The sequence below is a fragment of the Streptomyces sp. NPDC002911 genome (assembly GCF_053591835.1).
This window is the reverse complement of the sequence record NZ_JBSFUO010000001.1, coordinates 468,928-488,216: the sequence shown is the minus strand read 5'-3', so window position 1 is coordinate 488,216 and position 19,289 is coordinate 468,928. Positions and strand designations below refer to the sequence as shown.

Genomic DNA, 19,289 nt, shown 5'->3' with positions numbered 1-19,289 from the left:
GTCATGGCACCCGTACGCATCCCACGCGCGGCCGGACCGGGACCGGGCAGGGGAAGGGACCGCGGCTCGACCGCCATCGAGTACCTGGGTTTCCTCCCCGTCCTCATCCTGATCGCCCTCGCCGGCATCCAGCTCGGCCTGATCGCGTTCACCGCGCAGCAGGCGGGCACCGGGGCCAGGGCCGCCGCGCGTACCGCTGCGCAGGAGGATGTCGCCGGGTCCTACGAACGGGTCGGAAAGGCCTCCATGACCGGTTGGGTCGCCGAGCGGGCCCAGATCTCGCCGGCGGCCCGGGGCGACGCGGTCACGGTGACGGTCACGGTCGCCATCCCGGACGTCCTGCTCGGCCTGCTCGGTGACCGGACCGTCGAGAAGTCCGCCACCATGCCGCGCGACTCCGCCATGCCGCGCGACTGAGGGCATCCATCCCATCCGAGGAGTACCAGCCATGAGCCTGCGGGCACGCATCACCGCCCCCGAGGAGCGCGGAGGGGGGCGGGAGGACGGCCACCTGGTCGCCACGTACCGCGCGAAGCTTCTCGAGGAGATCGACCTCGCGGAGATGTCCTCGCTGGCCGCCGCCGACCGCCGGGCCCGGCTGGAACGCGTCCTGGGCCACATCATCAGCCGCGAGGGCCCGGTCCTCTCCACCGTCGAACGCTCCCAGCTCATCCGCCGGGTCGTCGACGAGGCTCTCGGGCTCGGCGTCCTCGAACCACTGCTGGAAGACGCCTCCATCACCGAGATCATGGTCAACGGACCCGACCAGATCTTCGTCGAACGGGCGGGCCGGGTCGAGCAGCTCCCGATGCGCTTCGCGAGCCACGAGCAGCTCATGCAGACGATCGAGCGCATCGTCTCCACGGTCAACCGCCGGGTGGACGAGGCCAACCCGATGGTCGACGCCCGCCTGCCCAGCGGTGAGCGTGTCAACGTCATCATTCCGCCGCTCTCGCTCACGGGTGCGACGCTCACCATCCGCCGCTTCCCCAGGTCCTTCTCGCTCCAGGAGATGATCGGCTTCGGCTCGCTCGACCAGCAGATGCTGCTGCTGCTCGCCGGTCTCGTCCAGGCCAAGTTCAACGTGATCGTCTCCGGGGCCACCGGCACGGGCAAGACCACCCTGCTCAACGCGCTCTCCGGACTCATCCCCGAGAACGAACGCATCGTCACCATCGAGGACTCCGCCGAGCTCCAGCTCCAGCAGAACCACGTGATCCGGTTGGAGTCCCGCCCCGCGAACGTGGAGGGAAAGGGCCAGGTCACCATCCGCGACCTGGTGCGCAACTCCCTGCGTATGCGCCCCGACCGCATCGTCGTCGGTGAGGTCCGAGGCGGCGAATCACTCGACATGCTCCAGGCGATGTCGACCGGCCACGACGGCTCACTGGCCACCGTCCACGCCAACAGCGCCGAGGACGCCCTGATGCGTCTCCAGACCCTCGCGTCGATGTCCGAGATCAAGATCCCCTTCGAGGCCCTGCACGACCAGATCAACAGCGCCGTGGACGTGATCGTCCAGCTGACCCGGCACGCCGACGGTGCCAGGAAGGTCACCGAGATCGCCGTGCTCGACTCACACGGGCGTGACCCCTACAGAATCGTCACCGTCGCCCGGTTCAACGCCCGGCCGATGGACGCCGACGGCGTGATCCACGGTGAGTTCCAGGCCCTCCCGCTCCCGCGACGTATCGCCGACCGGCTGTACATGGCCGGACAGCCGGTCCCTCAGGCCTTCGGGGTCGCTCCGTCAGACGAACACCTCGCCACCCGAGAGGCCAGATAGGTACCCCGACATGGACAACCTCGCACCGCTCACCCTCGGTGTCACGCTGCTGTGCTGTGTACTCGGCGTCCTGGGCCTGCACGCTTACACCTCGGGCAAGGCCCAGCGCGAAGCACTCGTCGACCGGCTCACCTCGACCGGGCAGATCGAGAAGGGCCCGCAGCGTCGCTTCCGGGGCCTCGACCGCAGGCTGCGCCGCACGAAGACGGGCAAGAGGATCGAGCTGAAGCTCGCGGCCACCGGGCTCGATGTCACCCCGGGCGAATACCTCGTCCACGTGATGGCCGGGGTCGCAGCCCTGTGGCTGATCGCCGCGTCCGTCCTGGCCTCGTTCTTCGGCCCGCTCGCCGGGCTCGCCGGGATCTGGAGCGCCAACACCTTCCTGAACTGGCACCGCACCAAGCGCACCGAGGCCTTCATCAGCCAACTGCCGGAGATCTCCCGGGTGCTGGCCAACGCCACCCAGGCCGGGCTCTCCCTGCGTACGTCCATCGCCATGGCCGCCGACGAACTCGAGGCACCCGCAGGCGACGAACTCCGTATCGTCGCCGACCAGCTGGGAGTGGGCCGCACGCTCGACGACGCGCTGGACGGACTCGCCGCCCGCCTGCCGTCCCGCGAACTGGTCGTACTCGTCGCCACGCTGATCCTCTCCAACCGGGCCGGCGGCCAGGTGGTGTCCTCGCTGCGCAACCTCACCGTCACCCTGGAGGAGCGCAAGGAGACTCGGCGCGAGGTCCGCACCCAGCTCTCCCAGATCAACGCCACCGCGTACGCGGTCCCGGCCATCGGCGTCGGCGCGATGCTCCTGGTGAACTCGATCATGCCCGGCGCGCTCGACCGGATGACGGGATCGTTCATCGGCCAGACCGCCGTCATCATCTCGCTGGGGCTCTACGCCGTCGGATTCGTCGGCATCCGCCGCATTTCCAAGATCGATATCTGAGGAGGCAACCGACCGATATGGAACTGCTGCTCGCTCTCGTGGTCGGCCTCAGCGTGTTCGGCATCTTCAAGGGGGTGCGGATGTACCGGGCCGAGGCCGCCCTCCCCGATGACCTCGCCCTCGCCCTGGAGATGGGCTCGACCCGCACCACCGTGGTGGGCTCCGGCCTCGACCGGCTCGGTATGCGCTGGGCGCCCCTCGTGCTCCGCCTGATGGGACCGAAGAAGGTCAACGAGAAACGCCGCAAGATCGACATGGCCGGCAACCCCGGCGGACTCACCATCGACCGCTACGCCGCCCGCCGAGCCGTCTACAGCGCCCTCGGCGCCTTCGCAGCCTTCGCGATGCTCACCAGCGGCCGGTTCCTCATGGCGCTCCTCATGGTCGCCTTCGGTCTTTTCTGGGGCGAGGTCGGCATCTGGGCAGCGGTCCGTAAGCGCAGGGACGACATCGACCGCACACTTCCCGACTTCCTGGATGTCCTCGCCGTCGTCGTCTCCGCCGGACTCGGCTTCCGGCAGGCACTGGACCGGGTGTCGGAGAAGTACAAGGGCCCATGGGCCGACGAACTGCGCATCACCCTGCGGCAGATGGACATGGGGATCAGCCGCCGCCAGGCCTTCGACGAGTTGCGCAAACGCAACGACTCCGAGCAGGTCGCCATGTTCGTCACCGCACTCCAGCAGGGCGAGGAACTCGGGGCGCCGATCGTGGACACCCTCATCGCCATCGCGAACGACATGCGCCGCACCGACGCCCAGAACGCCCGGCGCAAGGCGGCCAAAGCCGTTCCCAAGGCCACCCTGATGGTCACCACCTTCATGATCCCCGCGACCGTGCTCCTCATGGGCGCCGCCATGCTCCTCGGCTCCGGAACCGACTTCGGATCACTGACGGGCGACTGAGCCCGCGCCACCGCTCCGAGAACCCATCCCCATCAGATCCGAGAGGAGGCCGCAGGATGCCGAACGACGTCTCACGGGCCGAGGTCCCTAACCGGGCGTCACGGAACCACTCGCCGCGGTGCGCCGCCCAGTATGTCGTCCAGCGGGGAGCTCTTTCGCGACTGCAACCCTTTGTGGCACAGTCTTCGGCTGAAGGAAGCCGTGCCGGGCCAATGATCCGCAACACGGGGCACATCGGCGTCAGTTCGAGGGAGGCGAAAGGCATGGAACGCGTCGTATCCGGGACGGTCGACCACCGGATCACTGGTCCCTGCTTCGCCGGCGAAAAGACGCTCGAGCAACCTGGGGCGAGGGGAACGGACCGCCATGGCTGAACAGGGGAGCGCAGGCCCGGACGCGGGAGCGCGAACCGGCCCGCAGCCGACGCCAGGAGCCCGGCGCGGGTTTTGGGGCCGTTTTTGGGCCCCGAGGGCCTGCGGCGGGCGGGGTGTCCGGCCTAACGTTTCATACGTCGCAAACGGCACCGGCCCGGAGGAAGCCGGAAACGGGAGCGGCACCACAAAGTCTTACGCATCGGTCGGCAACCGGCCGGCCGAACCCGGAGGGGAACACCATGAGCAAGCTGATGCTGAAGGCTTCCGTCAACGCCAAGGTCTGGGCGAACACGTCCGTCGAGCGCATGAAGCTCCGGGCGGACCGAGACCGGGGACAGAGCGCGGTGGAGTACCTGGGCATCATCGTGGTGGTTGTGGCGATCATCGGGGTGCTCATGACCACGAACCTCGGCAACGCCATTGCGACTGCCCTCACCGCACAGATCAACAAGGTCACGGGTGGCTAGTGACGGCACGACGGGCTCGTGACGCAGGACAGGCCTTCCCCATCTACATTGCGGTGGTAGCAGGTCTGCTCTTCCTTACGTTCGCCTATTTTGCCGTCGGTCAGGCTTCAGTGAAGAAGAACGAGGCCCAGACGGCCGCAGACGCGGCAGCCCTTGCGGCGGCACTGGATGCGCGTGACGAGTGGAGTTGGCCGGGGGCATTTGATTTCGAAGAGTGGGACGACCTGCTGAGCGGGCGGGACATCGGAGCGGGGTCGTGCTCCGCAGCCGGCCGGCTTGCGGCCGAGAATGATGCCCACCAGATTTCCTGCGGTTCGGATGACTGGCCCGAGGCGTCCTACACGGTCACGGTCGAGACTAACCAGACCGTCGGTAGCTCGGTCATCCCCGGCACCGAAGCGAAGAAGGCCCAGGCAACCGCCAGAGCGGTGATCGAGCCGCGCTGCCGTCTCGAAGAAGACACAGCTCCTCCGCCGAGCGCTACGCCGAGTCCTTCACAGGAGGATAGCGAAGGTGGCACGAACGAGGGTGAAAAGCAGCAACCGCACAAAGTCGTCTGCGATGACGAAGAAGACTTCCGTATCGACCCGGAAAACCTTGATCTGCTGCCCGACCTTGCAGGCCTTTTCTCCGTCCACCTGGCCGACAAGTAAGTGACGTCATCGAGAGGAACACGCAGATGCGTGCAGTCATGACCCGGATTCGTCTCAACGGAGCCGCTGTCGCTGCTGCCACCGTAGCTATGGCTGTCGTGCTGACGGCCTGTGGGGGCGATGACGGTTCGGAAGAACCTGAGAGTAAGGGGCAAAGTTCTTCGGCCTCGTCGTCGAAGCAGGAGAGCGAGGCTCCTGTGCCAACTGAGGACGACGAGAACCAGGTGCTTGCCACAATCAAGGGCGGGGACGGCGTTGAGGTCATCGTAAATTCGATAAAGCGTGAGGCTGGTGGGTTTGTCACGGTAAAGGGAAAGGTTAAGAACGGGTCAAAGCAGATCTGGACCGCTGCTGGCTGGCAAGGTATCGAAAGGGAAGTGGCTGGCAATGGGGCTTCGGTGGCAGGTGCCTCTCTCGTTGACCAGGCAGGCAAGAAGCGGTATCTCGTACTCCGGGACACTGACGGTCGCTGCTTGTGCACCAAGTTCGAAGGCCTGACACCAGGAGCGGAGGCGCCGTTCTTCGTCCAGTTCCCGGCCCCGCCGGCAGGGACCACCGACGTCGACTTCCAGATCCCCACCATGCCCACCGCGACGATCAAGATCACAGGGTGATGGCCGTCATGCAGCCACCGACCCCCACACCAGCCGCACCCCGGAGCGCACTCCGATGCCGCATCGGACTGTCCGCCGCTGCGGCGGTCGTCCTTGGCACATCGACTCTCTGGGGAGCGGCCCCCGCAACGGCGGACGATGACCCCAACGCCGTTCCCTCCGCCTCGCCGCCCGTCGAGGTCGACGCGAACTCGCCCGGGCTGATGCTCGGTGACGGCGCGACCCTCGGCGATATCCGCGTGCTCGACATCAAGTCGGTCGTCGAGGACATGGGCGGCGAGGAGCGCCGCGAGGACACCAACGTGGACATCACCTTCGCCCTCCAGGCGGAGGTCCTCTTCGGCAAGGACAGCGCGAAGCTCAGCGGTGAGGCCAACGCCCGTATCGTCGCGATCGCGGCGGAGATCAAGAACCAGAACGCTTCCAAGGTCCGCGTCTTCGGCTTCACCGACAACCTCGGTACCTCCGCCCATGGCGACGTCCTCTCCAAGGAGCGGGCCAACGCGGTGCAGGGCGTCCTGTCCCCGGGCCTCCCGAACGTCACCTTCGAGATCCGTGGCTACGGGGAGCAGTACCCGATCGCGAGCAATGACACCGAAGAAGGCCGTAAGAAGAACCGCCGTGTGGAGATCACCTTCCAGCGCACCGGCAGTTCGTAGAAGGAGCGGATCAATGGCGAGGTCCTGCAGCCTTTCAATTCTCGCTGCACTCGACCATCGCAGCAGACTGCTGGCTGAGGGCCGGGGGCGTCCTTCCTGAGGCGCTGATCATTCAGGAAGGGCGCTCACCGCCTCGTCTCGTACCTGGTCAGAATCACGCCGCAGGGAAGCGTCCGCGTCTCCACCAGGTTGAGGTTCACCCAGTTGCCCAGCGCGGTGAAGAATGGTGTGCCGCCGCCCACCAGGACCGGCGCGGTGGCCAGCACGTACTCGTCGATCAGCCCGGCCCGCACGGCCGCCCCGGCGAGCGTCGCGCCGCCGATGTCCATCGGGCCGCCGTCCTCGGCCCCGAGCCGAGTGATCTCGGCGACCGCGTTGCCGGTGACCAGGCGGGTGTTCCAGTCGACCTTGTCGATCCTCGAGGAGAACACCACCTTCGACATGTTCCGCCAGCGGCGCGCGAACTGGATCTCCGCCGGGTTGGCGTCGGGTTGCTGGTCGCCGGTCGGCCAGTAGGAACTCATCTGCCACAGCTTGCGCCCGTAAAGCGACAGGTCGGTCGCCTGCGACTGGTCGGACCAGAACTGGAACAGCTCGTCGCTGGGCAGGCTCCAGCCGATGTCGTCGCCGGGCGCGGCGATGTAGCCGTCCAGGGTCACGTTCATGCCGTAGATCAGTTTCCGCATGGTGCGGGCCTTCCGTGAGTCGGCCTCACGTGTACAGACGGGCGCGGCGCGGGAAGCTCATCGGTGCGCGATCTCAGCTCGCATGCAGGCCTCCACATCTAGGGCTGGGCGCCTGGCAGCCCCTGGGCCGTCGCAGGCGCCCGGCCGGTGGGGGTACGGCTGCGGTCTACAGCAGGTGATCGGCCTTGCCGGCCTTGATGTCCCGGATCATCTGCTGGAGGGCCTCGCGGCTGTCTGTGAGGTAACGATCCTCCGCCCCGGCGAGGGCTATATAGCTGTTGCCCTGCTCGTCCGTGCCGAGCTGGTAGCAGCTGGCTCCTTCACCGCAGAACGGCGCTTCCCCTGTGACGTCCGGCATGGACTCTCCCCTCAGAGGCTGCGTGCGACTGTGTGGATGAACTCCCGAGACCCCTCGGGTGGCAGTGCAATCCGTTCCATCCAGTCCAGGTGTGAACGGTACTTCTGTAGCTGAGCTTCCCCATAGAGGAACTCGGGTCCGTGCGTGCTGTCCACTTGTACGGTGTCCAGCTGCGATGTGGGACCCTCGGCGTAGTTGACGGTTTGCCCCGCGCCTGGGAAGGCGCCCGCTTCGAACGGGATGACACGCAGCGTGATGTGGGGCATCTCCGTCATGGTCAGCAGGTGTTCCAACTGCTGCCGTGCGGACTTCCGTCCGCCGAACTGCATGCGGAGAGCGGATACCGGGCGCCGCCCAGGCGCCGGGTACGACGCGCTGCCAGTGCTCTGCGTGCAGCGACCGGCTCAACTGCCGTAGGCCCGATCCGGCCGCGACGGCCTCCCGGGTGAGCAGAATGCCCCATCGGGCGAAGTGCTGAAGGTTCCCCGTCATGGGGAGGATGCCGCGCGGGCGTGGATGCTGCGCCGGCCTGTGGAAAACCGCGGCCGCGGTGAGGGAGGGCGGGGTGTGTGGCGAAGCGTGCCTCTGCGACCGGCGCTGGGGGGAGGGGGGTTGTGTCCTGCGCCACAATCACCGCCGCGCGGACACGCGTCCCCTCCGTACGGCGGGGGGATCGCGCCTGCTCACAGATGCCATGAAGTGACCTGTGTCGGCTGTGGATCTTGCGCCCAGTGGCGGAATGAGCACGTCCGGTAATTTTTTCTGACTACGAATGAGTCCGGGGGGCCCGGATTCGCTTGAGTGGGGACCAGAAGCCAACCGGGCCGCAGGCACCGGTAGTCGGTGCCCCTCAACGAAGAGGAATCCCGTGAAGAGTGCTGTGCCCACCAGAGCGCCGCGTGCCGGAGGTCCCCATGCGCGATGACGACGTCCGCGAGGGCGGGCGAACCGTGGACGGCAGAAGCCGTGATGTGGACGAACCGCTGGCGCTGCCGCTGGACTTCGAGGCATTCGTCCTCAGTCACCAGCAGTTCTTCCACGCGTACGCGGAGATCCACTGCGGCACGAGGCCCGCAGCGGAGAGCATCGTCCACGAGGTCTTTCTGGAGATCCACGCCGTCTGGGACGGGCTGCTCCAGGAGGACGAACTGGAGCGACGCACGCTCGCGGTGCTGCACCGCCACGTCACCCGGCGTCTGGCGCGGGAGGGCCGGGATCCGGCCTACATCATCAACGGGCAGATCGAACGGGACCTGCGGGTGCTGCGGGGTGAACTCGAGCTCGCCGAGAGCCGTATCGGTCTGTACGAAGCGATATCGGAACTGCCGGTGCGGCAGTACACGGTGGTCGTTCTGCGCTACCTCCTGGGCTACCCGACCAACCGGATCGCGCGCTTCATGAGCCTGGACGACCGCACCGTGAACTACCACTGCCGCAGGGCGAAGGAGCGCCTGGGGAGAAAGCTGGGACTGCCCGTACGCACACGGGCCAAGCAGGGAGACGAGGGAGGACAGTGACCGCAGCGACCAGCGCCACGATCGACGGTGCCCTGGAAAGGGCACGCGTCACCGTCACCGACCCCACGGAGTTCGACGTAGGTGCAGCACTGCGCCGGCTGGCGGCCGACGTAGGCCGGTCCGCGCCGGCGACCGACACCGCCAGGGCCGCCCAGGCGGGGCACCGGCTGAATACGGTCTGCCGGTGGATGATCAACGCGCCCGGCGCGGCGGGGCACATCGACAAGCTCGCTGTTCCGCTGCCGGAGACCACCTTCGACGTCGAAGGCGCCGCCGTCTTCGCATGCCTCCTGCATCTGACGGGACACCCGCAGAGCGCGCAGTTCTGGTGGCAGCTCTCGGCCGGAGCCGGGCATCGCGTCTCCGCGTACTGCCTGCATCTGCATCACCTCTCCCTCGGGGAGAACCGTGAGGCCGCGCACTGGAGGCACGAGGTCACCGACTCCCGCCCCGGTGCCGAGAGCATCGACGACGTCCTCCTCGGGTGCCTGGAGACGGTCGCCACCTACGTCCGGAAGAACGGCTCGGACGCCAGCACGCCCCCCACCGGACTGCTGGAGATGGAGGTGGACCGGCTCGCGGGAGAGGGCAGCAGTCCCATACTGAGCCGCCCGGACCGTCGGCTGGCCGATCACCTGCGCGATTTCACGAGCCGCTGAAACCCGTACCCCCACCCGCACCGAACCGAAGGGAGCCCCCTGGGCGCCGATGTGCCCCGGAGGGCTCCCTTCTTCCTGCCCGGAGGACCGACATGCACCGTGTGACCACGACTCCGCCCGCACACCGGACGCCCCGCGCCCGGACCAGCCGCCTACGGCGATGGGCGCGCTCCCAGCGCCGGGCGGCGGCAGGCCACTTCGTACGTGGGCTCTGCTACGGCGCGGGGCTTCTCACCGCGAGCCTCGCCGGGCTCTGGTTCCAGCAGTACCTCTGAAGCGGGGCCCGCGGCCGTGGCGGCCGAGGCCGGGTGGACGGGCGCCAGGGCAGGCCCGGCCCGGTGACCCGCGCGGCGGCGGGCCCATAATCGGCCGCATGCCCGATCAGCAGACGCGCCCCCGCCGGGCGGCGCCCGGAGCCCCCGGCACCCGGCACCGCGCCCTGGCCCTGCTCACCGCCGCCGCCCCCGCGCTGGGCGCCTACGCGGCGGTCAGGGCCGTCGGGCTCCTCGTCTTCTGGGTGTCGGCGTCGGTCGCCGGGAAGGACGCCCTGCATCTGCTCGGCGGACGCTGGGACTCCGTCTGGTACCAGCGGATCGCTGAGGACGGCTACGGCTACACCGTCACCCTCCCCGACGGTGGCGTCCACCCCGACCTGGCCTTCTTCCCGCTGCTGCCGGCCCTGGAACGCGGCCTCGCCGCGGTCACCCCGTTCACCGTGCAGGGCGCCGGAATCGCCGTCGCCTGGCTGGCGGGGCTCCTCGCGGCCTGGGGGATCTTCGCCGTCGGCGCACGGTTGTACGGGCGGCGGGCCGGGGTGGTGCTGGCCGCGCTGTGGGGTGCGTACCCGACGGCGTTCGTGCAGTCGATGGCGTACACCGAGACCCTGTTCACCGCGCTCACCGCGTGGTCCCTGTACGCCGTCCTCAGAGACCGCTGGATCGCCGCCGGCGCGCTCTGCGTGCTCGCCGGGCTGACACGGCCCTCCGCCGCCGCGCTCATCGCCGCGCTGGCGCTCACCGCCGTCGTCGTCCTTGTACGGGAGTGGCGTGCGGGCGACCGGCGTGGTCTGCCGCGCCGGAACGCGCGGATGCTGCTGGGGGTCTGCCTGGCGCCGCTCGGATGGCTGGCCTACGTGGTGTTCGTCGCCGTACGGGAGGGCAGCGCGTTCGCGTACTTCGACGTCCAGGCGCAGTGGGGCAACAGCATCGACGGCGGCCGGGCGCTGGCCGCGTTCATCGCCGGACTGCCGCTGCCCGCCGCGCTCGGGCTCTGCGCCGCACTGGGGCTGCTGGGATGGCTGGTGTTCCTGTGCGTACGGCAGCGGCAGCCGCTGCCCGTGCTGGTGTACGGCATCGCGGTCGTCGTCATCTCGCTCATCGGCTCCGGCTACTTCGGCTCCCGGCCGCGCCTGATGATGCCCGCCTTCCCCCTGCTGCTGCCCCCGGCCGTCGCGCTGGCGGGGCTGCGTACGACGGTGCGCACGGGGGCGGTTGTCGCCGTGCTCGCCGCCGGCTCCGCCGCGTACGGGGCGTGGACGCTGCTGGGGCCGGGGCCGCCGTGAGCTGGTCCCACGGGCCCACGGGCCGGGGGCACCGAGTGACGGGCGGCCTGGAGGGGGGCAGGGGCCCGCTCGTCTTCCGCCTCGTACGGACCGGATCGACGGTCGTCCCCCTTCACGCGGCCGACTTCGCACGGCGACGACACCGGAGGTCCCCGCCGCACTCGTCACGGCGCAGGCGGCGAAACTCCCGTGACGCCGGGTACGGAGACCCGCACCCGCGTCCCGGGCCGCAGACCCCACCGCTCCATCGCCCCGGCCTCCGACTCCACCACGTGGCGGGCGCGGAGCCTGGGCGGGCCGAGCCGGCCGGGCTCCATGGTGCGGACCGCCAGTACGTTGAACCCCCGGTCCAGGTACGCCACATCGATGGCGAACCGCATCCGGAAGGTGTGCACGCTCCCGCACGGGGTGATCAGCAGCGCGCCCTCGACGCCGTCCACGCCGAGCAGCCCACGCGCCCGCGCCCGGTACGAAGCGGCGATGCGCAGCGGCACCTCCCGCACGTCGGCGTCCGTCCCGAGCGTCAGTGTGCCGCTGCCGTCACGCCATGTCCCCATGGGAAGCGACCGTAGCCTCCCCGGCCGGGGCATGGGCCCGGAACGGCGACCGGTGGGCCCCAGAGCCCAAGACCCCGCAGCGCGGGCCGGATTAAGGTCGGAGCCGTGGACGCCACAATGATTGCGGTCGCCGCGCTCTGGGGCGCCGCCGCCGGACTGCTGCTCCCGCGCGCCGCGTACCGCTTCTCCGTAGAGCCCGAAGAGCCCTGGCGGGACGCCTGCCCGGCCGGGCACGCCCTCACCGGGCCGGCCCGGGGCTGGCTCGGCTCGACCAGGTGCGCGCCATGCGCCGTGGCCGTCCCCTCGTTCCCAGGAGGCGCGGTACCCCGGGCCCCGGCACCGGTCGGGCAAGGCCGCTACGCCCCCGCCGTCGTCGCCCCGGTGGTCACGGTGCTCGCCTGCGTGGCCCTCGCCGCCGCCACCGGGGCCCGGCCCGAGGCCGCCGTCTGGCTGCTGCTGACCCCCCTCGCCGTACTCCTCGCCGTCATCGACCGCCGCGTCCACCGGCTCCCCGACACGCTGACGCGGGCTCTCGCCGGTGCGGCCGTCGTGCTCCTGGGCGGTGCGGCCCTGCTGCCCGAGCACGGCGGGTCCTGGACGGCCGCGCTGCTCGGCGGAGTGGCGCTCGGCGGCTTCTACTTCCTGCTCTTCCTGATCAACCCGAACGGCATGGGCTTCGGCGACGTGAAGCTCGCCCTCCCCCTGGGCGTGGCGCTCGGCTGGTACGGCTGGGGGGTCGTCTTCGCGGGCGGCTTCGCCGGGTTCCTGCTCGGCGCGCTGTACGGGACGGGACTGATGCTCATGCGGCGGGCGGGGCGCAAGACCGGTATTCCGTTCGGCCCGTTCATGATCGCGGGAGCGCTCGTCGGCCTGCTGTTCGGGGGCCTCGCCGCTTGAGTCCCACCTGCGCACCCACGTAGGGAATACCCGCTCGCGCCAGGTCGTGGCGGACTGGCACCCTCCCCAGATGACCGCATCGTCCGCACCCTTCGTCCCGTCCGCCTCCGATGCGCGCTTCGACTCCCTCGTCGCGGAGGCCGATGCCGTCTCCGTCGACGGCTGGGACTTCTCGTGGTTCGACGGACGGGCCACCGAGCAGCGCCCCTCGTGGGGGTACGCGCGCGCCATGGCGGGCAAGCTGGCACGGGCCCGGGCCGCGCTCGACATCCAGACCGGGGGAGGGGAGGTCCTCGCCTCCGCGTCCGTGCTGCCGCGGCTCACCGTGGCCACCGAGTCCTGGCCGCCGAATGTCGCCCGCGCGACCGCTCTGCTCCATCCGCGCGGCGCAGTCGTCGTCGCGGACTCCGACGAGCCGCCGCTGCCCTTCGGCGACCGGGCCTTCGACCTGGTCGTCAGCCGGCACCCGGTGGCGACGTGGTGGGACGAGATCGCCCGGGTGCTGGCCCCCGGAGGCACGTACTTCTCCCAGCAGGTCGGTCCTGAGAGCGTGTTCGAGCTCATCGAGTACTTCCTCGGTCCGCTGTCCCCCCAGCAGCGCGGCGCCCGGGACCCGCAGCGCGCGCGACGGGACGCGGAGGCCGCCGGACTGGAGGTGACGGATCTGCGCGCCGAGCGGCTGCGCGTCGAGTTCCTCGACATCGGCGCCGTCGTCCACTTCCTGCGCAAGGTCATCTGGATGGTTCCGGGGTTCACCGTCGCCGCCTACCTTCCACAACTGCGCTCCCTGCACCGGCAGATCGAGGAGGAGGGGCCGTTCGTCGCGCACAGCGCCCGCTTCCTGATCGAGGCGCGGAAGCCGCAGGGGGCGCCAACGTTCCCACTCTGAAGTCGCCTTCCCCGGCCGGCTGATGAAACGGCATCACCCGTCCCTCCGTCCTATCCCTGAGTAGTGCGACCCTGGTGGTTGAGCGCACAACGAAGGAGCAGGTCATGTCGGTGGGAAGGGAAATGCCGGGCGGAGAGATCAGTGCGCCGACCGGCCGGCCGCGCCATGGGAAGGCCGACTGGCTCAAGGGCGCGCGGATCACCGCGGTCCAAGGCCTCTTCTACCGGCCCGAGGGCCGCGCGGGTGAGCCGGAAGCCGTCGAATTCGTACTGGAGGACGGGCAGTCGGTCCTGCTGACCTGCGCCTCCGACCGGACGTTGAGCATCACCTCCGGAGCCTGGCCCGGCCTTCCCGACTGGTGCGTACCCGCGGGCCAGTGGCAGTTCGAGCAGTTGAGCCGGCTGCCGGTCCCTCCGTACGGCGGGGCCTGGACGGTCACCGGCACGCAGGAGCGGCGCGACGAGCACGGCGAGGTGCGCGAGGCGGTGATCCGGTGCGAGAACGGTGACTTCGTGGTCATCGGCGGGGACACGGTGGCCATCCGCTTCGTCCCCTGCTGATGCCCCTGATCCCCGGCGGGCCCCGCGCTACGCGTGACCGCCCACGCTCACCTTTCCCACCGTCAGCTCGGGTGTGCCCTCCAGCACTTCGCCCAGCCTCTGCACCTGCTCCTCGAGCGCCCGCATCCGCCCGGTGTCCAGCGGGCTCAGCGGTTCCACCGTCACCGCGATCCGCTTCCCCGAGCGGCGCTGGTGCCACACCCCGGCGACCGTGCCGTCCACCAGCAGCACCGGGAAGTTGCCCGCCTGGCCGCCGGCCAGCGCGCGCTCGTACGCCGCGCCGGGGAACAGCCGCTCGCGGGGCCGGGAGGCGATGGTGAACGCGTCGAAGTAGGGGAGCAGCCGCACCCCGCGGGGCGCCTCCGAGGGGAACAGGGTGTCGCCCGCCGCCACCCACGCCGTCCCGCAGTCCTCGAACGTCACCTCCTCGATCGCGCCGGCCCCGGCCAGGTCCTCGAAGAGCTGCCCGGCCCAGCCGCGCGGCGCCGCGAGCCACTGGGCGAAGTGGACGGGCGTGGCGGGGCCGTACGCCCGCAGATAGCGGTGTACGAGCGCGGCCGTCGCCTTCTGGCCGGGCATCGGGTCGGTCCCCGGGTTGGTGTACGTGGCCTTCCGGCCCTGGTTCGGCGCGTAGCACAGGGCGCCCCGATGGCCCGCAAGATGCAGCACCTGGCGCCAGCGCGGCCAATATCCCTGGAACGCGGGCATCACCAGGTCACCTGCCCAGGGGCCGGTGCGGGCGATCACCTCGTCGGAGAGTTCGTCGATCGTGAGCTCGGTACCCGTCAGGGCTTCGGCCACCGCGGCCACGACCGCCTCGACCTGGTCCGGCGACATCCGGGCGTCCTTGGTGAACGGGCTGCTGCCCCTCGGTACGGCGGACAGGGCTCCGGTCCACATCGGCAGTTCCCCGGCGGGCAGCAGATGCACAGTGCCGCGCGGGCCGAACGTCTTGACGAGGGCCCGGTCCGCCCACAGCGCCGTCCGTACCCCTGTACGTGTCACTCCCGGCGCGCGGAGCCCGGCCGAGAGTTCGGCGGCGGACAGCACCTGCGCGTGCGCCCCGAGCATCGCGGTGACGGCGCCGGTGACGTCATGGGCCGCGTGGCCGGCGGACAGGGCGCTCTCGGACAGGGACTGCCGGTCCAGGCGCCGGGCATTCGCCTGGGACCAGCTCACGGTCATGCTGCGGGCTCGTGTCGTCATGGCCCGAAATCTAGGACACCAACAGGACAGTTCCTGTCCTGTTGGTTCCCTGTCCGAGTGCCCGAAGATATGGCCGCTACGCAGTCCTCCGAATTCGGAGAGTGATTATTCGTGGCGTGGCACGCAGCATCACTTACGAAGGGTTATGGTGGAAACCCCCCCTCGGGCCGGTCCGTACCCCCCCCCCACGGACCGGCCCGTTTTTTTGTGCCCGGATCGTGCTCCGGATGTGCGGCCCGTACGCAGCACCGGCGGCGGGTGTGTCAGCGCCGGTTGGCCCAGATATTGGTGCTCGCGGTGTCCACGGCGAAGGTGTCGATCTCCTTCAGCTCGGCGGCGGTCAGCGCCGGGGCGGCGAGCGCGGCCACGTTCTCCTCCAGCTGCTTCACGCTCGACGCGCCGATCAGGGCCGAGGTCATACGGCTGTCACGCAGGACCCAGTTGAGCGCCAGCTGTGCGAGGGACTGCCCGCGGCCCCGCGCGATGTCGTTCAGCCCCCGCAGTCGGCGCACCATCTCGTCGGACAGCAGGTCCGGGTCCAGAGACTTGCCCTGGCTGGCGCGTGAACCCTCGGGGATGCCCGTCAGGTACTTGTCGGTGAGCAGCCCCTGGGCGAGCGGAGCGAAGGAGATGCAGCCCATGCCGGCCGTCTCCAGCGTGTCGAGCAGCCCGTCCGCCTCCGTCCAGCGGTTGACCATCGAATAGGACGGCTGGTGGATCAGGGCGGGTACACCCATCTCCTTGAGAAGCCGCGCCGCCTCTGCGGTCTGCGCCGCGTTGTAGGAGGACACGCCCGCGTACAGCGCCTTGCCCCGGGTCACGGCGGAGGCGAGCGCGCCCATCGTCTCCTCGAGCGGGGTGGCGGGGTCGAAGCGGTGCGAGTAGAAGATGTCGACGTGGTCGAGGCCCATCCGCTGCAGGGAGGCGTCGAGCGAGGACAGCAGGTACTTGCGGGATCCCCACTCGCCGTACGGGCCGGGATGCATGCGGTAGCCGGCCTTGGTGGAGATGACGAGCTCGTCCCTGTACGGGGCGAAGTCCTGGCGGAAGAGCTTGCCGAAGTTCAGCTCGGCGGAGCCGGGCGGCGGGCCGTAGTTGTTGGCCAGGTCGAAGTGGGTCACGCCCAGGTCGAAGGCGCGGCGCAGGATCGCCCGCTGGGAACCCAGGCCCCGGTCGTCGCCGAAGTTGTGCCACAGACCGAGCGAGACGGCCGGCAGCTTGAGCCCGCTGCGGCCGGTGCGGCGGTATTCCATGAAGTCGTAGCGGGAGGTGCCGGCGAGGTAGGAGAGGGAATCAGTCACGTTTCACTCCTTATCACGGACTTGTGACACACCGAATTGGGCCCCTGCGACCCGTCAGCAGTAATGTGGCCGCTTCGGGACATGCCGGTCCGCGGCGCGAAAGCGCGGTGCGCGGAACGCGCGGCGATCCCCCGGGGGGCGGCCCCGGACCCCCGGTGAGGGGGAGGGCGGGCCTCGGGCCCGTACAGGACCGAGAGGGTGAACTCAGTGAACTTGCGCGACCTGGTGTACGGGCTCTACGCACGCCGGGTGGAAGGCCGCCTGGATCACGACCAGGTCCCCAAGCACATCGGAGTCATCCTCGACGGCAACCGGCGCTGGGCGAAGGCGTCCGGCGGCTCGGCGGTGCAGGGACACCAGGCCGGGGCGGACAAGATCTCGGAGCTGCTCGGCTGGTGCAGCGAGACCGATGTCGAGGTCGTCACCCTCTGGCTGCTCTCCACGGACAATTTCGACCGGCCGGAGGCGGAGCTCATCCCGCTGCTCGGCATCATCGAGAACACGGTGCGCCAGCTCGCGTCCGACGGCCGGTGGCGCGTGCACCACGTCGGTACGCTCGACCTGCTGCCGTCGCGGACCCAGACCGTCCTCAAGGAGGCGGAGGAGGCCACGGCGGGCATCGACGGGATAATCGTCAATGTCGCCGTCGGCTACGGCGGACGCCAGGAGATCGCGGACGCGGTCCGCTCCCTCCTCCTGGAGCACTCCGCCAGGGGCACGACCTTCGAGGAGCTCGCCGAGGTCGTCTCCACGGACCTGATCTCCGAGCACCTCTACACCCGCGGCCAGCCCGACCCGGACCTCGTGATCCGTACCAGCGGGGAGCAGCGGCTGTCGGGCTTCATGCTCTGGCAGAGCGCCCATTCGGAGTACTACTTCTGCGAGGTCTTCTGGCCGGCCTTCCGCAAGGTCGACTTCCTGCGCGCCCTGCGCGACTACGCGGCGCGTCACCGGCGCTACGGGGCCTGACGGCACCAGGCCGCCCCGTCCGGCGGCCGGAGGGCGGAAGAGGACAGGCGCGGTCGGCACACCCGGGGCCCCTCGTTTGTCGCAGGCCGGGGCATGGCTTCCCGCGTGGAAGGGAATACAGCTCTCAGGTCGACGTCCGGTCGTTAACCAGGCGGACGTCGCAGCCAAGTGAGCGGCACCAGCCCGCTCGCCCGGGAGGCCCTTTGCACACGAAGGACCGCACACCGTGCGGCCGACGCGGAGGGCCGGCGTCCGGCCCGCGCTCGGGGTCCGGACCCGGCCCGTTCTCTCCCTTTGGGAAGTTCCGCGACGTCCGTCGCACTCCCCGACCTCGTCCGAGGGGGTACGTCCTTCCGTGGTGACCAGCACCAAGCGCCGCATGCCCGACAGGCGCACCTATGTTCTCGACACCAGCGTCCTGCTGGCCGACCCCAACGCCATGGCCCGGTTCGACGAGCACGAAGTCGTGCTCCCGATCGTCGTGGTCACGGAGCTGGAGGCCAAAAGGCACCACCCCGAGCTCGGATACTTCGCCCGGCAGGCCCTGCGCCTGCTGGACGACTTCCGGGTCCGGTACGGCCGGCTGGACGCCCCGATCCCGCTCGGGGATCTGGGCGGGACGCTCCGTGTCGAACTCAACCATTCCGACCCCGGCGTCCTGCCCGCCGGCTACCGGTTGGGGGACAACGACTCACGGATTCTCGCGGTAGCACGCAATCTGCAGGCCGAGGGGTACGACGTCACCGTCGTCTCCAAGGACCTGCCCCTCCGGATCAAGGCGTCCTCGGTCGGTCTCCTCGCGGAGGAGTACCGTGCCGAACTCGCCGTCACCGACTCCGGCTGGACCGGGATGGCGGAGCTGTCCCTCGCCGCGGAACAGGTCGACCTGCTGTTCAGCGAGGACAGCCTGTACATCCCCGAAGCCGCCGAATACCCCGTGCACACGGGGCTGGTTCTCCAGTCCGACCGCGGCAAGGCGCTCGGCAGGGTCACCGCCGAAGGCAACGTACGTCTCGTACGTGGCGACCGGGAGGCCTTCGGGATCCACGGCCGCAGCGCCGAGCAGCGCATCGCGCTCGAGCTGCTCCTCGATCAGGACGTCGGCATCGTCTCCATGGGCGGCCGGGCGGGTACCGGCAAGTCGGCGCTGGCCCTCTGCGCGGGCCTGGAGGCCGTGCTGGAGCGCCGGCAGCATCAGAAGGTGATGGTCTTCCGGCCGTTGTACGCGGTCGGAGGGCAGGAGCTCGGCTATCTCCCCGGCAGTGAGGCCGAGAAGATGAGCCCCTGGGCGCAGGCCGTCTTCGACACGCTGTCGGCGGTCGCCGGGCGCGAGGTCATCGAAGAGGTGCTGGGGCGCGGGATGCTGGAGATCCTGCCGCTCACCCACATCCGGGGCCGTTCGCTCCACGACGCGTTCGTGATCGTGGACGAGGCACAGTCCCTCGAACGGAACGTCCTGCTGACCGTGCTGTCCCGTATCGGGACCAACTCACGGGTGGTCCTCACGCACGACGTGGCACAGCGGGACAACCTCAGGGTCGGCCGGCACGACGGAGTCGTCGCCGTGGTCGAGAAGCTGAAGGGGCATCCGCTCTTCGCGCATGTCACGCTCACCCGCTCCGAACGCTCGCAGATCGCGGCGCTGGTGACCGAAATGCTGGAGGACGGCCACATCTGACCCGCTACACCCCATAGATGCCGCCCGGCGAGCGAAGGAGCTTAGCC

Annotated in this window: 22 protein-coding genes and 1 pseudogene; 17 read left to right on the top strand and 6 right to left on the bottom strand. The window is 69.7% G+C overall.

From position 1 onward, the window contains the following. Positions 1 to 3: 3 nt before the first annotated feature. The 8 genes from ACWD04_RS02210 (at position 4) to ACWD04_RS02175 (ending at position 6,404) form a co-directional block, all read left to right on the top strand. The gene (locus ACWD04_RS02210; protein ID WP_451127134.1) at positions 4 to 417 is read left to right on the top strand and encodes a TadE/TadG family type IV pilus assembly protein; all 414 of its coding nucleotides are present in this window, start codon (positions 4 to 6) and stop codon (positions 415 to 417) included. A 31-nt stretch (positions 418 to 448) separates the two neighbouring features. Further along, the gene (locus tag ACWD04_RS02205) at positions 449 to 1,786 is read left to right on the top strand and encodes a CpaF family protein (RefSeq protein ID WP_451127132.1); all 1,338 of its coding nucleotides are present in this window, start codon (positions 449 to 451) and stop codon (positions 1,784 to 1,786) included. Between the two features lie 10 nt (positions 1,787 to 1,796). After that, positions 1,797 to 2,732, top strand: coding sequence for a type II secretion system F family protein (locus ACWD04_RS02200; RefSeq protein ID WP_451127130.1), 936 nt, complete (start codon positions 1,797 to 1,799; stop codon positions 2,730 to 2,732). 17 nt (positions 2,733 to 2,749) lie between these two features. Beyond that, positions 2,750 to 3,637 (top strand): DUF5936 domain-containing protein, encoded by an 888-nt coding sequence (locus tag ACWD04_RS02195; protein WP_451127128.1) that lies wholly within the window; start codon positions 2,750 to 2,752, stop codon positions 3,635 to 3,637. Between the two features lie 613 nt (positions 3,638 to 4,250). After that, positions 4,251 to 4,478, top strand: a complete 228-nt coding sequence (locus ACWD04_RS02190) for a hypothetical protein (protein WP_451127127.1) — start codon at positions 4,251 to 4,253, stop codon at positions 4,476 to 4,478. After that, on the top strand, positions 4,478 to 5,131 hold the full coding sequence (locus tag ACWD04_RS02185) for a pilus assembly protein TadG-related protein (RefSeq protein ID WP_451127125.1): 654 nt from the start codon (positions 4,478 to 4,480) through the stop codon (positions 5,129 to 5,131). Before ACWD04_RS02190 ends, ACWD04_RS02185 begins: the two co-directional genes overlap by 1 nt. A gap of 26 nt (positions 5,132 to 5,157) precedes the next feature. Beyond that, positions 5,158 to 5,745 carry a hypothetical protein gene (locus ACWD04_RS02180; RefSeq protein ID WP_451127123.1) on the top strand — a complete coding sequence of 196 codons (588 nt, stop codon included), beginning with the start codon at positions 5,158 to 5,160 and terminating at the stop codon, positions 5,743 to 5,745. A gap of 8 nt (positions 5,746 to 5,753) precedes the next feature. Beyond that, positions 5,754 to 6,404 (top strand): OmpA family protein, encoded by a 651-nt coding sequence (locus tag ACWD04_RS02175; protein ID WP_451127121.1) that lies wholly within the window; start codon positions 5,754 to 5,756, stop codon positions 6,402 to 6,404. Positions 6,405 to 6,529: 125 nt separating this feature from the next. Here the strand turns inward: ACWD04_RS02175 and ACWD04_RS02170 are convergent, their stop codons facing one another. The 3 genes and pseudogenes from ACWD04_RS02170 to ACWD04_RS02160 form a co-directional block, all read right to left on the bottom strand. Continuing rightward, complete coding sequence (locus ACWD04_RS02170; protein WP_451127119.1) at positions 6,530 to 7,090, bottom strand: dihydrofolate reductase family protein; 561 nt, start codon at positions 7,088 to 7,090, stop codon at positions 6,530 to 6,532. A 166-nt stretch (positions 7,091 to 7,256) separates the two neighbouring features. Further along, on the bottom strand, positions 7,257 to 7,448 hold the full coding sequence (locus tag ACWD04_RS02165; RefSeq protein ID WP_451127117.1) for a hypothetical protein: 192 nt from the start codon (positions 7,446 to 7,448) through the stop codon (positions 7,257 to 7,259). An 11-nt stretch (positions 7,449 to 7,459) separates the two neighbouring features. After that, positions 7,460 to 7,789, bottom strand: a pseudogene (locus ACWD04_RS02160) (Scr1 family TA system antitoxin-like transcriptional regulator); the annotation flags it as partial. Between the two features lie 573 nt (positions 7,790 to 8,362). Between ACWD04_RS02160 and ACWD04_RS02155 the strand changes: the two are divergent. The 4 genes from ACWD04_RS02155 (at position 8,363) to ACWD04_RS02140 (ending at position 11,185) form a co-directional block, all read left to right on the top strand. Continuing rightward, entirely contained in the window at positions 8,363 to 8,965 is a 603-nt protein-coding gene (locus tag ACWD04_RS02155; protein WP_451127115.1) for a sigma-70 family RNA polymerase sigma factor, read from the top strand. Further along, positions 8,962 to 9,624, top strand: a complete 663-nt coding sequence (locus tag ACWD04_RS02150) for a hypothetical protein (RefSeq protein ID WP_451127113.1) — start codon at positions 8,962 to 8,964, stop codon at positions 9,622 to 9,624. Before ACWD04_RS02155 ends, ACWD04_RS02150 begins: the two co-directional genes overlap by 4 nt. Positions 9,625 to 9,716: 92 nt before the next feature. Next, positions 9,717 to 9,899, top strand: coding sequence for a hypothetical protein (locus ACWD04_RS02145; RefSeq protein WP_451127112.1), 183 nt, complete (start codon positions 9,717 to 9,719; stop codon positions 9,897 to 9,899). 98 nt (positions 9,900 to 9,997) lie between these two features. Further along, a complete protein-coding gene (locus tag ACWD04_RS02140; RefSeq protein WP_451127110.1) occupies positions 9,998 to 11,185 on the top strand; it encodes a glycosyltransferase family 39 protein in 1,188 nt (395 codons plus the stop codon). 164 nt (positions 11,186 to 11,349) lie between these two features. Here ACWD04_RS02140 and ACWD04_RS02135 read toward each other — a convergent pair whose 3' ends face one another. Continuing rightward, a complete protein-coding gene (locus ACWD04_RS02135) occupies positions 11,350 to 11,742 on the bottom strand; it encodes a DUF192 domain-containing protein (protein WP_451127109.1) in 393 nt (130 codons plus the stop codon). A 105-nt stretch (positions 11,743 to 11,847) separates the two neighbouring features. Here ACWD04_RS02135 and ACWD04_RS02130 point away from each other — a divergent pair, with 105 nt between their 5' ends. The 3 genes from ACWD04_RS02130 (at position 11,848) to ACWD04_RS02120 (ending at position 14,088) form a co-directional block, all read left to right on the top strand. Next, positions 11,848 to 12,639 (top strand): prepilin peptidase, encoded by a 792-nt coding sequence (locus ACWD04_RS02130; RefSeq protein ID WP_451127107.1) that lies wholly within the window; start codon positions 11,848 to 11,850, stop codon positions 12,637 to 12,639. Between the two features lie 70 nt (positions 12,640 to 12,709). Further along, a complete protein-coding gene (locus tag ACWD04_RS02125; protein ID WP_451127105.1) occupies positions 12,710 to 13,528 on the top strand; it encodes a class I SAM-dependent methyltransferase in 819 nt (272 codons plus the stop codon). A 104-nt stretch (positions 13,529 to 13,632) separates the two neighbouring features. Then, on the top strand, positions 13,633 to 14,088 hold the full coding sequence (locus ACWD04_RS02120) for a hypothetical protein (RefSeq protein WP_451127103.1): 456 nt from the start codon (positions 13,633 to 13,635) through the stop codon (positions 14,086 to 14,088). Between the two features lie 27 nt (positions 14,089 to 14,115). Here ACWD04_RS02120 and ACWD04_RS02115 read toward each other — a convergent pair whose 3' ends face one another. Then, on the bottom strand, positions 14,116 to 15,294 hold the full coding sequence (locus tag ACWD04_RS02115; protein WP_451127101.1) for a winged helix DNA-binding domain-containing protein: 1,179 nt from the start codon (positions 15,292 to 15,294) through the stop codon (positions 14,116 to 14,118). Between the two features lie 263 nt (positions 15,295 to 15,557). Next, the gene (mgrA, locus tag ACWD04_RS02110) at positions 15,558 to 16,595 is read right to left on the bottom strand and encodes an L-glyceraldehyde 3-phosphate reductase (RefSeq protein ID WP_451127099.1); all 1,038 of its coding nucleotides are present in this window, start codon (positions 16,593 to 16,595) and stop codon (positions 15,558 to 15,560) included. 207 nt (positions 16,596 to 16,802) lie between these two features. Here mgrA and ACWD04_RS02105 point away from each other — a divergent pair, with 207 nt between their 5' ends. Together ACWD04_RS02105 and ACWD04_RS02100 are read left to right on the top strand one after the other, a co-directional pair. Then, positions 16,803 to 17,564, top strand: a complete 762-nt coding sequence (locus ACWD04_RS02105) for an isoprenyl transferase (RefSeq protein WP_451127445.1) — start codon at positions 16,803 to 16,805, stop codon at positions 17,562 to 17,564. A 355-nt stretch (positions 17,565 to 17,919) separates the two neighbouring features. Beyond that, positions 17,920 to 19,242, top strand: coding sequence for a PhoH family protein (locus ACWD04_RS02100; protein WP_451127097.1), 1,323 nt, complete (start codon positions 17,920 to 17,922; stop codon positions 19,240 to 19,242). Positions 19,243 to 19,289 lie beyond the last annotated feature (47 nt).